The organism is Amorphus suaedae (assembly GCF_053629675.1).
Genome location: NZ_JBRJIT010000001.1, coordinates 2,796,766 through 2,809,768 on the forward strand (window position 1 = coordinate 2,796,766; position 13,003 = coordinate 2,809,768).

Annotated in this window: 14 protein-coding genes and 1 tRNA gene; 5 read left to right on the forward strand and 10 right to left on the reverse strand. The window is 68.7% G+C overall.

Features of this window, described 5'->3' with window-relative positions:
* Positions 1-108: 108 nt before the first annotated feature.
* The 9 genes from AB7M35_RS12450 to AB7M35_RS12490 all read right to left on the reverse strand — a co-directional run bounded on the left by AB7M35_RS12450 (position 109) and on the right by AB7M35_RS12490 (position 7,570).
* On the reverse strand, positions 109-855 hold the full coding sequence (locus AB7M35_RS12450; protein WP_453960200.1) for a tyrosine-protein phosphatase: 747 nt from the start codon (positions 853-855) through the stop codon (positions 109-111).
* Entirely contained in the window at positions 855-1,724 is an 870-nt protein-coding gene (locus tag AB7M35_RS12455) for a carbohydrate ABC transporter permease (protein ID WP_453960202.1), read from the reverse strand. The genes AB7M35_RS12450 and AB7M35_RS12455 overlap by 1 nt, the downstream gene beginning before the upstream one ends.
* Complete coding sequence (locus AB7M35_RS12460; protein ID WP_453960203.1) at positions 1,714-2,664, reverse strand: carbohydrate ABC transporter permease; 951 nt, start codon at positions 2,662-2,664, stop codon at positions 1,714-1,716. The genes AB7M35_RS12455 and AB7M35_RS12460 overlap by 11 nt, the downstream gene beginning before the upstream one ends.
* A gap of 69 nt (positions 2,665-2,733) precedes the next feature.
* Positions 2,734-4,032, reverse strand: a complete 1,299-nt coding sequence (locus tag AB7M35_RS12465) for an ABC transporter substrate-binding protein (protein ID WP_453960204.1) — start codon at positions 4,030-4,032, stop codon at positions 2,734-2,736.
* Between the two features lie 31 nt (positions 4,033-4,063).
* Positions 4,064-4,900 carry a metallophosphoesterase gene (locus AB7M35_RS12470; RefSeq protein WP_453960205.1) on the reverse strand — a complete coding sequence of 279 codons (837 nt, stop codon included), beginning with the start codon at positions 4,898-4,900 and terminating at the stop codon, positions 4,064-4,066.
* A complete protein-coding gene (locus tag AB7M35_RS12475; RefSeq protein WP_453960207.1) occupies positions 4,897-6,009 on the reverse strand; it encodes an ABC transporter ATP-binding protein in 1,113 nt (370 codons plus the stop codon). Before AB7M35_RS12475 ends, AB7M35_RS12470 begins: the two co-directional genes overlap by 4 nt.
* Positions 6,010-6,124: 115 nt before the next feature.
* A complete protein-coding gene (locus tag AB7M35_RS12480) occupies positions 6,125-6,796 on the reverse strand; it encodes a TetR/AcrR family transcriptional regulator (protein WP_453960208.1) in 672 nt (223 codons plus the stop codon).
* 171 nt (positions 6,797-6,967) lie between these two features.
* Positions 6,968-7,043 (reverse strand) — tRNA-Glu (locus tag AB7M35_RS12485).
* 167 nt (positions 7,044-7,210) lie between these two features.
* Positions 7,211-7,570: a DUF6476 family protein gene (locus tag AB7M35_RS12490; RefSeq protein WP_453960210.1), complete on the reverse strand. Its 360-nt coding sequence runs from the start codon at positions 7,568-7,570 to the stop codon at positions 7,211-7,213.
* Here AB7M35_RS12490 and AB7M35_RS12495 point away from each other — a divergent pair.
* The 4 genes from AB7M35_RS12495 (at position 7,569) to AB7M35_RS12510 (ending at position 11,256) form a co-directional block, all read left to right on the forward strand.
* Positions 7,569-8,591 (forward strand): RluA family pseudouridine synthase, encoded by a 1,023-nt coding sequence (locus tag AB7M35_RS12495; RefSeq protein WP_453960718.1) that lies wholly within the window; start codon positions 7,569-7,571, stop codon positions 8,589-8,591. The two genes, AB7M35_RS12490 and AB7M35_RS12495, sit on opposite strands and share 2 nt — an antisense overlap.
* A 304-nt stretch (positions 8,592-8,895) precedes the next feature.
* Entirely contained in the window at positions 8,896-9,801 is a 906-nt protein-coding gene (rpoH, locus tag AB7M35_RS12500; protein ID WP_453960212.1) for an RNA polymerase sigma factor RpoH, read from the forward strand.
* Positions 9,802-9,958: 157 nt separating this feature from the next.
* On the forward strand, positions 9,959-10,279 hold the full coding sequence (locus AB7M35_RS12505; RefSeq protein WP_453960213.1) for an ArsR/SmtB family transcription factor: 321 nt from the start codon (positions 9,959-9,961) through the stop codon (positions 10,277-10,279).
* Between the two features lie 134 nt (positions 10,280-10,413).
* Positions 10,414-11,256, forward strand: a complete 843-nt coding sequence (locus AB7M35_RS12510) for a class I SAM-dependent methyltransferase (protein ID WP_453960214.1) — start codon at positions 10,414-10,416, stop codon at positions 11,254-11,256.
* A 147-nt stretch (positions 11,257-11,403) separates the two neighbouring features.
* Here the strand turns inward: AB7M35_RS12510 and AB7M35_RS12515 are convergent, their stop codons facing one another.
* The gene (locus tag AB7M35_RS12515) at positions 11,404-12,039 is read right to left on the reverse strand and encodes a peroxiredoxin (protein ID WP_453960215.1); all 636 of its coding nucleotides are present in this window, start codon (positions 12,037-12,039) and stop codon (positions 11,404-11,406) included.
* 377 nt (positions 12,040-12,416) lie between these two features.
* Here AB7M35_RS12515 and AB7M35_RS12520 point away from each other — a divergent pair, with 377 nt between their 5' ends.
* A complete protein-coding gene (locus AB7M35_RS12520; RefSeq protein WP_453960217.1) occupies positions 12,417-12,950 on the forward strand; it encodes a peroxiredoxin-like family protein in 534 nt (177 codons plus the stop codon).
* Positions 12,951-13,003 lie beyond the last annotated feature (53 nt).

Below are 13,003 nucleotides of genomic sequence, written 5' to 3' on the forward strand. Positions count from 1 at the left end.
CCGGCACCTGCCAGGGCGCGACAGCAAGCGGCCGCCGGCGATCAGCCGGCGGCCGCAGTCGTTTGGGGTTGGAGATCGGATACGGCGGACGGGCCGGGCCGGACGGCCTCAGTCGGCGAGGCGGGCGCGCAGCCGCGCGACCTCGTCGTCGCCGAGCCCGATCGCGGAGACGTACCGCGTCGCCCCGCCGTAGCCCGCCTGCAGATGGTCGAGGGTCCGGCGCATCGTCTCCGGCGGCGAGGCGAGCGTGCGGTCGACCAGCTCCGGGGCGGCGCCGCGGGCAAGCGCGCCCTCCCGCAGGATCGCCAGCAGAGGCTGCGCGACTGTGGCGGTGAGCGCGTAGTCGTCGACGATGGTCTCGTCGGAGACGCCCGCGACCGACAGCAGCAGCGCCGCGATCAGCCCGGTCCGGTCCTTGCCCGCGCTGCAGTGGAACAGCACCGCGCCCGGCTCCGCCTCGAGGATGGTCCGGAACACCTCGGCGAACCGCTCCTGGCATCCGTCCAGCCCCTGGCGGTAGCGGTTCCCCATGTCGAACGGCCGGCCGTCCGGATCGAGCATCTCGATCGGCGCGAGGGCGTGGAAGAGCGGCACGTTGCGGTAGGCCACGCGCGCGTCGTCGCGGAACGGGTTGGGCTGGGTCGCCAGCTCGTCGGCGCCCCTGAGGTCGATGACGGTCGCAAGCCCCATGTCGACCAGCGCGGTGCGCGCGTCGGCGGTGAGATGGGTGAGGACGCCCGCCCGCAGGACGCTGCGCCAGCGGGTCACGCCGCCGCCGGCCGTCTCGTAGCCCCCGAGGTCGCGCACGTTGTGGGCGCCTTCGAGGGCGATCACCCGACTGTTCACATCCGACATCAACGCAATCCCGACTTCATGAAGGACTCGATCACCTGCCGCTGCAGGACGACGTAGACGAGCAGGATCGGCAGGCTGGCCATGGTGGCCGCCGCCATCAGCGGACCCCAGAGATTGCCCTCCTGGGTCATGAACATCTGCAGCCCGATCTGGATGACCGTATCCTCGATCCGCCGGGTGAGCAGCAGCGGCCAGAAATACTCGTTCCAGGCGGAGATGAAGGCGAGCACGCCGAGCGAAGCGATCGGTGCCCGCATGTTGGGCACGACGATCTCCCACAGCGTCCGCCAGTGGCCGGCATTGTCCATCCGCGCCGCTTCCAGCACCTCGCGCGGGAACGACCGCATCGCGTGGTAGAGGAGCAGCATGGCGAAGGCGGCGGCGGCGTTCGGGATGATCAGGCCGGGCAGCGTGTCGAGAAGCCCGAGGCGCGAGGCGAGCACGTAGTTCGGGATCATCGTCACCTGGAACGGCACCAGCCAGGACAGCGCGATCAGGCCGTGCACGAGGCCGGAGAAGCGGAACCGCCAGCGCACCAGCGCGTAGGCGGCCAGCAGCCCGGTGAGGACCTGGAGCAGCGCGGTGCCGGTGGCCACCACCATCGTGTTGACGAGCATCCGCACCAGCGGGATGTGGTCGAGCACGAAGCGGTAGTTCTCCAGCGACGGCGCGCGCGGCCACAGGTCGAGCGAGAAGATCTGGTTCTCCGGCTTCAGCGAGGTGACCAGCATCCAGTAGACCGGGAACAGCGCCACCACGACGAGCAGCACCATCACCGCGTTGAGCGCGGCGGGGCGCGCCCAGGCGTGTCGCGCCGGACGGGCCACGGCGGCCCCGCGCGGGGCGCGCATGTCGATCTCAGTCGTCATAGACGGCATACCTCCGCATGAGCTTCAGGCAGACGAAGGCGACGAGCGCGAAGCCGGCGAAGGTGATCATGCCCGCGGACGAGCTCCAGCCCGCCGACAGAGTCTCGAAGCCGTACTCCCACAGCAGGTAGAAGATGTTGGTGGTCGACTTCAGCGGCCCGCCGTGGGTGAGCACGTTGATGTAGACGAAGCTCCACTGGGCGCCGAACAGGACGGTCATCATCGACAGCAGCAGGATCGTCGGCGACAGCAGCGGCAGCCGGATGTCGCGCACGATCTGCCAGCCGCTCGCCCCGTCCATGCGCGCCGCCTCGATGTAGGCCGGGTTGATCACGGCGTTCGCCGCGGAAAACAGCAGCGTGGAGAAGCCGATCAGCTTCCAGCCGGTGATCCAGACAAGCGTCGCGAGCGCGAAGCGCGGATCCTCCAGGAAGCCGACCCGGCCGAAGCCGAGGGCGGCGAGCCCGTGGTTCACCAGCCCGTGGTCGGGGTTCAGGAGCCAGCGCCAGAGCACCGCGGCCACCACCGGCGCGACGATCATCGGCACGAAGATCAGCGCCCGGTAGAGGTTGCGCAGCGGGCCCTTCATGTCCTGGGTGAGGATCGCGACGGCGAGCGGAATGATCACCGACATCGGGAACAGGCCGACGATGTAGAAGACGGTGTTGACCAGCGCCTGACGCATTTCCGGCAGCGACAGGATTCGCTCGTAGTTCTGCAGGCCGACGAACCGCTTCGGCGCCGTCGGCAGCATGTTCCACTGATGGAAGGAGAGCTGGAAGGCCTCCACCAGCGGGGCGTAGATCCACACGATCAGCACGGCGAGCGCCGGCGCCAGATAGAGCCACGGGACCGCACCGGAGCGGAAGCGCGCGGCACGCGCGGGCCGGACGGTCGCCATGCGGCCCACGTCGAGCATGTCGGCCTGGATGTCGGTCATCGTCTCTGTTCCGGAAGAGGAAGGATAAAGGGGCGGCCCGCGACCGCGCCGCCCCCTTGGCCGCTGGCCTTACGGCATCAGCGTCTGGGCACGGTCCTGGGCGGCCTTCAGCACCTCGACCGGATCGCCCTGGCCGAACACCGCCTCGCGCACCGCGTCCATCATCATGCTCTCGATCTGACGATAGTTCGGACCCGGGAAGGCGACGTTCGGGGTCAGGTGGTCGAGCTGGTCGATGTTCGGCTGGAACATCGGGTTTTCCTTCATCCAGCCGCCCAGGTAGGCCGGGTCATCCACGATATCGAGCCGCAGCGGCAGGTAGCCGATCTTGGTGGTGATGACCGTGTAGGCGTGCTTGGAGGTGAGGAACTTCATCAGCTCCCAGGCGGCCCGCTGCTTCACCGGATCGGTGGAGAAGACGTACAGCGCGCTGCCGGAATTCGTCGGCGCGGTCGGCTTCTCGCCGAAGGCCGGCATCGCCGCGACGCGCAGCTCGAAGTTGCCGGCGGAGGCCTTCTTGAAGCTGGTGAGCACGGCGCTCGTGTAGAGGAACATGCCGAGGTTGCCGCTGGAGAAGCTGTCGGTGTGGCTGCCCGGATCGATCCGCGCGTGGGAGCCGTCCTCGACCATCTGGCGCATGGTCACGACCGCGTCGGCGGCGCCGCCGTCGGCGAAGGTCAGCGTGTTGCCGTCACGCACGTTGCCGCCGTCCGACATCACCAGCGACTGGTAGACGAAGGTGCCGTCGACCGGGCCGTAGGCGCCGGGGAAGAAGCCGTGCTTGCCGGTCTTCTCGTGGATGGCGCGGCCGTACTCGTCGACCTCCTCCCAGGTCCGGGGCGGGGCGTCGGGGTCGAGGCCGGCGGCGCGGAACAGGTCGGCGTTGTAGAAGAGCACCGGCGTGGAGAAGGTGTAGGCGAGGCCGTAGGTCTTGCCGTCGACCTTGCCGAGTTCCAGCCCGTTCGGGCTCATGCCGTCCAGGTGCGCGGCGAGCTCGTCGGCCGGCACCATCTCCTCCAGCGCGTTGGCGCCGAGGTCGGACGAAATGTAGATCAGGTCGCGGAAGACCAGCTGGGCGACGTCCGGCTGCCGGCCGGCCACCATGTCGGCCTGGACGCGCGCGCCGATCTCGTTGGAGGGGGCCGGGATCGCCTCCACCTTGATGTTCGGATTGGCGGCCTCGAACTCCTGAATCAACTCCTTGGTCGCGGTGGCGCCAGCGTTCGCGTGCGCCAGGTTGTAGTTGTAGAAGGTGATCGTCACGGGCTCGTCGATCGAGGCGGCCATCTCGGCGTGGGCCGGGACGAACGGCAGGGCGAGCGCCGTGCCGGCGGCAAGCATCAGTTTGAGGGTCGTTCGGCGGATCATCGAAGTCTCCTGGGGTTGGGCGGCGTGTGCGTCAGCTGGCGGCGGGCATCGCCCGGGCGCGCAGCAGTTCCAGCGGGTAGACGTTGAGCTCGGCCCGGTCGGACGGCATCGGCACGAAGGCCATGGTGAGGCCCGAGCGCCGGATCGTGCCGAGGCCGAACGAGGCGCCGCGCACCATGCGCAGCACGTCGGTGCGCAGGATGTCGGTGGCGGCGTGCTGGCCGGTGCCGACGATGACGGGGATGCCGTGCCAGACCGACACGCGGTCGTGGTGGATGTGGCCACTCAGGATGCCGACGACGTTGCGGCCGCGCAGCAGCCGCGCGAGCTCCTGCGACTGATCGAAGTCGATCGACCGCCAGTGCGCCCAGTCGGCCTCGTCGCCGAGCGCCGGGGGATGATGGGAGACGATCAGCTTCGGCAGCTCGGGATGACGGTCGAGGGCCTCGGAAAGCCAGGCGAACTGGTCCGGGGTGATGCTGCCCGGGATCTGGCCCGGCGTGGAGGAATCGAGGGTGACGATGTGGATGCCGTCGATCACCGTGTCGTGGTCGTAGGGCGCGTCGAGGTCGACGTCACGGTCCAGCATCCCGGCGTAGAAGCCGGGGCGGGTGTCGTGGTTGCCGAGCGCGTAGACGACCGGCACGTCTACCTGGGCCATCACTTCCCTGAGGACGCGGAAGCTCGCCGCATCGCCACGGTTGGTGAGGTCGCCGCTGGCGACGACGAAGCTGGGCTTCGGCTCGACGGTGGCCACCAGGTCGAGCACCGCCTGCAGCGTGGTGAGGGTGTCGCTGAACAGGTGCGGGTCGTCCGGCGTGCCGACGTGCAGGTCGGTCAGGTGAATGAACGTCGTCTCGCCGGTCATCGGTGAACTCCTTCAGCGGCGGTTTCGAATGGGATCCGCGCGCTCGCCTCCACCCGGCGGCCGTCGTCGGCGCGGAAGAGATGCAGCGCATCGGGCGGGAACGAGACGCCGAGCGGAGCCGCCGGCGGCACCGTGCCGGGTGCCTTCGAGACGGTGAGGCGCCGGCCGTCGCTCAGGCCGTGGAAATGCAGCTCGCCGCCGAGGTCCTCGACCATCTCCAGCTCGAAGCGGAGCGCGCCGGGCGCGGCGGGCGCGGTGAAGGAGACGGCGGCGGGACGCGCGCCGACGACGACCTCGGACCCGGCAGGCAGGTCGAAGCGCAGCTCCGGGCAGACCGGCGCCTCCCGGGTCACCGCCCGGCCGTCCCGGTCGATGCGGGCAGGCATCAGGTTCATCGGCGGCGACCCGATGAAGTCGGCGACGAAGAGGCTCGCCGGACGGGCGTAGATCTCGGTGGGCGTGCCCGCCTGCTCGATGCGCCCGGCGCTCATCACCACCAGCCGGTCGGCCAGCGTCATCGCCTCGATCTGGTCGTGGGTGACGAAGACGCTCGTCGTGCGCAGGTCGCGGTGCAGGCGCTTGATCTCCAGCCGCATCTGCAGTCGGAGCTTGGCATCGAGGTTCGACAGCGGCTCGTCGAACAGGAACACCTTGGGCGAGCGGATCATCGCCCGGCCCATGGCGACGCGCTGGCGCTGGCCACCGGAAAGCTGGCCCGGCTTGCGATCGAGCAGGTCCTGCAGCCCGAGCATGCCGGCGATGGCGCCGACGCGCTCGGCGCGGGCCTGCTTCGGGACGCCCGCGACCTTCAGGGCGTAGCCGATGTTCTCGGCCACCGTCATGTGCGGATAGAGGGCGTAGCTCTGGAAGACCATCGCGCAGCCGCGCTCGCCCGGGGCGACCGCGTTGACGATCTCGCCATCGATGGCGATGGTGCCGTCGGAAATGTCCTCCAGCCCCGCGATCATGCGCAGGAGGCTCGACTTGCCGCAGCCGGACGGCCCGAGGATCACCAGGAACTCGCCCGAGCGGATCTCCAGATCGACGCCGGCGACGGCCACGGTGGCGCCGTAGCGCTTGTGCACCTTGGAGAGGCTGATACCCGCCATCCGGTTGAACCCTCACTTCGTTCGTGATCGGGCTTCACCGGTAGGCGTAGGCGATAACCTCTCTGTGACGGTTTTCGAACCGTGTTCGAACCGCCGCCGCGATGCGGCGACGCGCTCAGCCCCGCGCCACGAACATCGGCACGATGGCGTCGACCATCCGGGCGATCACCACGTCCGGATCGGAAAGATCGATCGCGTGGTTGGAGAGGGCGGCGGTGCGCCCGCGGCTGCGGATGACCTGGGAGCGGACGCCCAGCGCGCAGCTCAGCCGGAAGCCGATCTCCGCCTCGTCCAGCCACGGGGCGATGCGCTTCAGATGCGGCACGAAGGCGCGATGGTGGTCGATGTCCTCGATGATCGGCTGGTAGCGTTCGCGATCGCGCGAAGTCTGCTCCATCACCGTCATGTGGTGGAGCACCCGGTAGCTGGAATTCGGATCGAGGCTCCAGCGGACCGACGGACCGACCAGCGCCTCGATCAGCTCGCGCGGATCGGCCGGCTCGGGCGCGCGGCGGGCAACGGCCGCCTGCAGGAGCGACAGGCGCTCGGCATTGAGCCGCAGATACGCCCGGCGCCCGGTGGCGATGATCAGCTCTTCGAGCGATCCAAAATGATAGCTGATGGCGGACGGGGTCGCGTGGGCCTTCAGCGCGATGCGCCGGACGGTGACGTCCTGGACGTTCGCCGCCTCGCAGAGCACCGCTTCGCAGGCATCGAGCAGCTTCTGCCCGGTATGGCACGACTGGGCGCGTGCGCCGGTGGACTGGATCGCCGTGGCAGCCTCCATGGTGACCCGCGCCGCCCGGAAAGCGGGTCGAACTTGCCCCGCAGAACAGTGCCCCACTCCTCTGACATCCTCGTGACGGTCGGCCGGGCGCGCGCACGAAAAACCCCGCGCGCGGAACGGGCGGGGCATTCAGCCGAAAATGTGAGGAGAGTCAGTCGGATACCGGAAGATTGGTACCCCCAAGGGGACTCGAACCCCTGTTTCCGCCGTGAGAGGGCGGCGTCCTGGACCACTAGACGATGGGGGCTTCGAAGCGGCGGGCCGCTCGAAACAGACCGCGGATATAGCGAACCCCGGATTGCGACGCAAGCGCCTCGTGCACCCGATCGCGCATCTGCCGGGGACAAATGCGCGGGCGGCTCGCCCCGGCGCCCGCATTTGCCGAGGGCGGACGCGATCCGGGCGACAGACGCCCTAGTTGCCGCCCGTGGTCAGGCTCACCGTCGACACGACGCGGCCGGTGACGAGGTCTATGACGCGGATCTCGGTGGCGCCGTCCGGGGCGGTGATCACCAGCGTCAGCCGGTCGCCGGTGGCCGACGCGGACTGGAGGTCCGCCCCTGCCGGCAGCGCCACCTCAAGGTCCGAGGCCGCCTTGGGCATTGCTTTGTCGGCAACAGACAGGCGATAGAAGATGGCGGCGAACACGGCAACGAGCCCGGCCACCATGATGAGGCCGGACACAGCCAGGAGCCGACGGAGCTTGCGCTGAACGCGCTCCATCGCCGGATCGAGTTCCTGGTCCGGCTTGTCGTCGAGCGCGGATGAAGTCATGACCAGTACTGCTTTTCTTCCCGAGGCCGATTTGCCCGAGTCCGACCGATTGGATCTCGTCGTCGACGACGACGCATCCGCCCAGCGGCTCGATGTGTATCTTGCCGCCCACGTCCCGGATCTGAGCCGGGCACGGCTGCAAGCGCTTATACGGGCAGGTCAGGTGCGTGTCGACGGCGCGCCGGCCACCGAGACGAAGCGCCGGATCGCGCCGGGCATGCGCATCGAGATCGACGTGCCCCCGCCGGAGCCTGCGAAGGCCCAGGGACAGCCTATCCCCCTTGAAATCATTTACGAAGATGCCCATCTGATCGTCATCGACAAACCCACCGGGCTTGTCGTCCACCCCGCAGCCGGACATGCCGACGGAACACTCGTCAACGCGCTCATCGCGCATTGCGGGTCGGAGCTGTCGGGTATTGGCGGCGTCGCGCGGCCGGGCATCGTCCATCGCCTCGACAAGGAAACTTCCGGACTGATGGTCGCGGCGAAGTCCGACGCGGCGCATCAGGGGCTGGCCGCCCAGTTCGCCGACCACGGCCGGACGGGTCCGCTCGAGCGCATTTACCGCGCCCTCGTGTGGGGGGCGCCGTTTCCGCCCCAGGGTCGCATCGACGCGCCGCTCGGCCGCGACCCCCACCATCGCCAGCGATTCGCGGTGGTCTCGAACGGCAAGGAGGCCATCACCCATTACGTGACCGAACGCGGATATCCAGCCGCCGATCCGATCGCCAGCCTGGTTTCGTGCCGGCTGGAGACGGGCCGCACCCATCAAATTCGCGTGCACATGGCCCACCGGGGACACCCGCTCCTGGGCGACACGCTCTACGGCGCCGGCTTTCGGACCAAGGCGAAGCGGCTTCCGGAAGCGGCCCAGGAAAAGCTCGCCGCCCTGCGCGGACAGGCGCTGCACGCAGGCGTTCTGGGCTTCGCGCACCCGGTGACGGGCGAAACGATGCGCTTCGAGAGCCCGATGCCACCCGCGCTCGCGGCCCTCGCCGAGGCCCTGAACGACGCCTGACGACCGGCGCCGCCACGGGCCCGAGCGCGCCGTGGCGGATCGCGGCGGGGAACCTTTGACGAGCCCCCGTTTTGACCCATTTCGGGTTACACTCCGGTCGTGCGTGCCGATGCCGGTCCGTCGGCTGCAGCCGCGGACCCACCAGATCAAAGGACGCCAGTTCCGTTTCGCCGATACGGGAAACGGTAAGACACTCGGACCTGCCCCGATTTCAGACGGGCATATCCGGATTGGTTCGACCGATCGACCGCACCTCGGGGAGGAGACCCGGCGGTCCGATCACTGAAAAGGAGGGCGCATACTCATGGCCCGATCCAGTCTTCCAGCCATCTCATCCGGCGACGCCGGACTGTCGCGCTATCTCGACGAGATCCGGCGCTTCCCCATGCTGCAGCCGCAGGAAGAGTACATGCTCGCCAAGCGGTACCTGGAGCATGACGATCCCGACGCGGCGCACCGCCTCGTCACGTCCCATCTGCGCCTGGTGGCGAAGATCGCCATGGGCTACCGCGGCTACGGCCTGCCCGTCGGAGAGGTGATCTCCGAGGGCAACGTGGGCCTGATGCAGGCGGTGAAGCGCTTCGATCCCGAAAAGGGCTTCCGCCTCGCCACCTATGCCATGTGGTGGATCAAGGCCGCGATCCAGGAATACATCCTGCGCTCGTGGAGCCTCGTGAAGATGGGCACCACCGCGAACCAGAAGCGGCTGTTCTTCAACCTGCGCAAGGTGAAGGGGCAGATCCAGGCCCTCGACGAAGGCGACCTGAAGCCCGAGCACGTGGCGGCGATCTCCAAGCGCCTCGGCGTGCCGGAGGAAGACGTCATCTCGATGAACCGCCGCCTGTCGGGCGATTCCTCGCTCAACGCCCCGATCCGCCAGGAAGCGGACGCCGGCGGCGAGTGGCAGGACTGGCTCGTCGACGACAGCGACACCCAGGAGCAGACGCTCGCGGAGTCGGAGGAGTTCGACAACCGCCGCCAGCTCCTGAAGGACGCCCTCGGCGTGCTCAACGAGCGCGAACGGCGCATCTTCGAGGCGCGCCGCCTGTCGGAGGACCCGATCACCCTGGAGACCCTGTCGGAGGAATTCGGCGTCTCCCGCGAGCGCGTGCGCCAGATCGAGGTGCGCGCCTTCGAGAAGGTGCAGAAGGCCGTCCAGAAGGCGTCGCGCGAGCTGGAACGGCCGCGGCTGGCGCTGTCCGCCTCCTGATCCTGCCGCACGGCAGACGAAGACCCCGACCCCGCGGCCCGCCGCGGGGTTTTTTTCGGGAAGTGCCCACCTGATTTTCGGGGGTTGAGGCGCTCCGGGCGGCGATATCGGACGAACGGTATTCCCTCCACGGTGCCGGATGCACTATTGAAGCCAGATGGATAGATCGCTCGCCGAGAAAGCAGCCGATGTCGCTACCCTGCTGGCCGCACTGGCCAACGAGAAGCGACTTCTGGTGTTGTGTCTCCTCCTGGGGGGCGAGCTTTCGGTGACGACACTGGCCGACGAGGTCGGGCTGAGCCAGTCGGCCATGTCCCAGCACCTGGCCAAGATGCGCGCCCTCGGCCTCGTCGCCGGACGCCGGGACGCCCAGACGATCTACTATCACATCGCATCCGACGAACTCCGCCAGGTGATGCGGACGCTCGCCGAGATCTATTGCCCGCCCGATCCGGCGGTGGCCTCCGGCAACTCCTGAACGGACCGGGTATGACCCCGTCGGAGACCGTTCCACTCGGGCGGCCCGGACCATCTCGCACCATTCCGATCTGGCCGATCCGGCCGCGATGTGCTTAACGCCGGGTTGCGGGCTTGCCGCATGGAGGACATCACGTGACCGCACGGGGCCGCTGGCGCACCATCAACTTCGGGCTGAGGACCGTGCTCGGGCTGTCCGAGGCGGGCTTCTTCATCCCGCACCGTCACGCGGGCCTCGCCAAGCTTGCCGAGCACGAGCGCTACGACACGCTGGTCCCGGCCTTCGAATCCCGCCTGCCGGAGCTGCGGGCGTTTCTCGCCGCCATCGACGGGTTCGCCGACGACCTGGCCGCCATCGGCGGCGCGCCGCCGCCGGAGCCGCGCTTCGAGCAGGACTGGTTCCCGCGTCTCGACGCGGCCGCCCTCTACACCCTGGTCCGCACCGAGCGGCCCGCGCGCATCCTGGAGATCGGGTCGGGCCATTCGACGCGGTTCCTCGCCCGTGCCGTGCGCGACGGCGGACTCTCCACGCAGATCGCCGCGATCGATCCCAGGCCCCGGGCCGACATCTCGAAGCTGCCGGTCGCGCTCGATCTGCGCGCCCTGCAGGAGGCCGGCGGCGCGGTCGGCAAGGAGCTCGCGGCCGGCGACCTGCTGATGTGCGATTCCAGCCACGTGCTGATGCCCGGCACCGACGTGGACATCGTGCTGAACCGGATCATGCCGGGCCTGCCGTCGGGCGTCTTCGTCGGCTTCCACGACATCTTCCTTCCGGCGCCCTATCCCGCGGCATGGCCGTTCACCTCCTACAACGAGCAGCTCGGCGTCGCCGCCCTCCTGCAGGGCGGCTACGACCTCGTCTTCTCCAGCGCCTATGTGCTGGAGGCGCTGGCCGACGAGGTGCAGCGCACCGTGATCGGCCGCCTGCCGATCCAGGAGGGCGCCCGGGAATCCCTGATCCTGCTCCGCAAGCGCTGACGCGCGCCGGGCGGACGCGGAGCTGGTTGCCGTTGGCACCTGGCGCGGATCATGGCCCGGAAACGGAAACGGCCGCCCCGGAGGGCGGCCGTCGGATGATCATCAGGTGGTTCCGCCCGGCGCAGGATGGCGCGCGGGCGACCCGCCTCAGTCCTTCGGCTGCGGCACCAGGCGCAGGTACGGCTTCACGGCCTTCCAGCCGCCCGGGTACTTCTTCTTCGCTTCCTCGTCGGACACCGCCGGGACGATGATGACGTCCTCGCCGCTCTTCCAGTTCACCGGGGTCGCGACCTGGTGCTTGGCGGTGAGCTGCAGGCTGTCGATCAGCCGGATGATCTCGTCGAAGTTGCGCCCCGTCGAGGCCGGATAGGCGAAGGTCGCCTTGATCTTCTTGTCCGGGCCGATGATGAACACCGAGCGGACGGTGAAGGTGTTGTCCGCGTTCGGATGGATCATGTCGTAGAGCGAGGCGACGACCCGGCTCGGATCGGCGATCAGCGGGAAGTTCAGGGCGGTGCCCTGGGTCTCCTCGATGTCCTTCGACCAGCGCTCGTGGTCGTCGAGCGGATCGACGGAGACGCCGAGCACCTTCACGTTGCGCTTGGCGAACTCGGACTTGAGCTTCGCGGTGTAGCCGAGCTCGGTGGTGCAGACCGGCGTGAAGTCGGCCGGGTGCGAGAACAGCACCGCCCAGGATCCGTCGATGTAGTCGTGAAACTTGATCGGGCCTTCGGTCGAATCGACCTCGAAATCTGGCGCCGTATCCCCGATGAGCAATGCCATGGCTGAAACCTCCTTCATTGCAGGTGTCGTCTATGTGGTCCTCGATCGCGCAAACGTCGAGGAATGAACGCGCCGGCCGTGCCGGGAAATTCGAAATGCCATTCCCCCGCCTCCCCAGACGGCGCAACTCTACCGGGAATCGGGGGAGGACGACACGGTCGCGGCTGTCGCAGCCGGCCCGGCGGAGCCTCCGCTGGCGGGCGAAGCACCGCAGCGAGGATACTTCCCGCTCCCGTTCGGGCCTCGCCCGTTCACGCCGGATTGACGGCGCCGCTCGGCGGGCGGCGCTCCCGATCCGGCGGAAACGTGGTACGGCACATATCGACTGGAAGACCCGGCGACATGCCGCAACCACGATCAGCAAAGGGAACCGCCCGATGTCCGAAATCACCCCCCTCATGCCGCGCCAGCCGGTGCCGGACCTGTCGCTCCCGCTTGCCGGTGGCGGCACCTGGTCGCTCGACGGCGGGATGGGAGAGACCTTCGCGCTGGTGGTCGTCTACCGCGGCCTCCACTGCCCGATCTGCAAGCGCTATCTCGGCCAGCTCCAGTCGCTGCTGCCGGAATTCGAGAAGCGCGGCGTCAGCGTGATCGCCATCTCCACCGACGACCAGGAGAAGGCGGAGAAGGCCAAGGCCGACTGGGGCCTAGCCGATCTCGCGATTGCCTACGGCCTCGACCTCGCCAGCGCCCGCAAGTGGGGCCTCTACATCTCCTCGGGCCGCAACCAGGAGCCGAAGCTGTTCGCCGAGCCGGGCCTGTTCCTCGTCAAGCCGGACGGAACGCTCTATTTCGGCTCGGTGCAGACCATGCCGTTCGCGCGCCCGCCGCTGGCCGACCTGCCGGGCGCGATCGACTTCGTCATCAAGAACGACTATCCGGCCCGCGGCGAGGTCGAGAAGGCGCTCTGAGCCATCCGCGCTCGCGCCGGTCGCCACGGCGACCGGCTCCGCGGGGCGGCCTG

What these genes read in the sequence shown, in the direction of transcription:
- AB7M35_RS12450 (WP_453960200.1), bottom strand. Translation starts at nt 855, where the DNA reads ATGTCGGATGTGAACAGTCGGGTGATCGCCCTCGAAGGCGCCCACAAC.
- AB7M35_RS12455 (WP_453960202.1), bottom strand. Translation starts at nt 1,724, where the DNA reads ATGACGACTGAGATCGACATGCGCGCCCCGCGCGGGGCCGCCGTGGCC.
- AB7M35_RS12460 (WP_453960203.1), bottom strand. Translation starts at nt 2,664, where the DNA reads ATGACCGACATCCAGGCCGACATGCTCGACGTGGGCCGCATGGCGACC.
- AB7M35_RS12465 (WP_453960204.1), bottom strand. Translation starts at nt 4,032, where the DNA reads ATGATCCGCCGAACGACCCTCAAACTGATGCTTGCCGCCGGCACGGCG.
- AB7M35_RS12470 (WP_453960205.1), bottom strand. Translation starts at nt 4,900, where the DNA reads ATGACCGGCGAGACGACGTTCATTCACCTGACCGACCTGCACGTCGGC.
- AB7M35_RS12475 (WP_453960207.1), bottom strand. Translation starts at nt 6,009, where the DNA reads ATGGCGGGTATCAGCCTCTCCAAGGTGCACAAGCGCTACGGCGCCACC.
- AB7M35_RS12480 (WP_453960208.1), bottom strand. Translation starts at nt 6,796, where the DNA reads ATGGAGGCTGCCACGGCGATCCAGTCCACCGGCGCACGCGCCCAGTCG.
- AB7M35_RS12495 (WP_453960718.1), top strand. Translation starts at nt 7,569, where the DNA reads ATGACCAGTACTGCTTTTCTTCCCGAGGCCGATTTGCCCGAGTCCGAC.
- AB7M35_RS12490 (WP_453960210.1), bottom strand. Translation starts at nt 7,570, where the DNA reads ATGACTTCATCCGCGCTCGACGACAAGCCGGACCAGGAACTCGATCCG.
- rpoH (WP_453960212.1), top strand. Translation starts at nt 8,896, where the DNA reads ATGGCCCGATCCAGTCTTCCAGCCATCTCATCCGGCGACGCCGGACTG.
- AB7M35_RS12505 (WP_453960213.1), top strand. Translation starts at nt 9,959, where the DNA reads ATGGATAGATCGCTCGCCGAGAAAGCAGCCGATGTCGCTACCCTGCTG.
- AB7M35_RS12515 (WP_453960215.1), bottom strand. Translation starts at nt 12,039, where the DNA reads ATGGCATTGCTCATCGGGGATACGGCGCCAGATTTCGAGGTCGATTCG.
- AB7M35_RS12520 (WP_453960217.1), top strand. Translation starts at nt 12,417, where the DNA reads ATGTCCGAAATCACCCCCCTCATGCCGCGCCAGCCGGTGCCGGACCTG.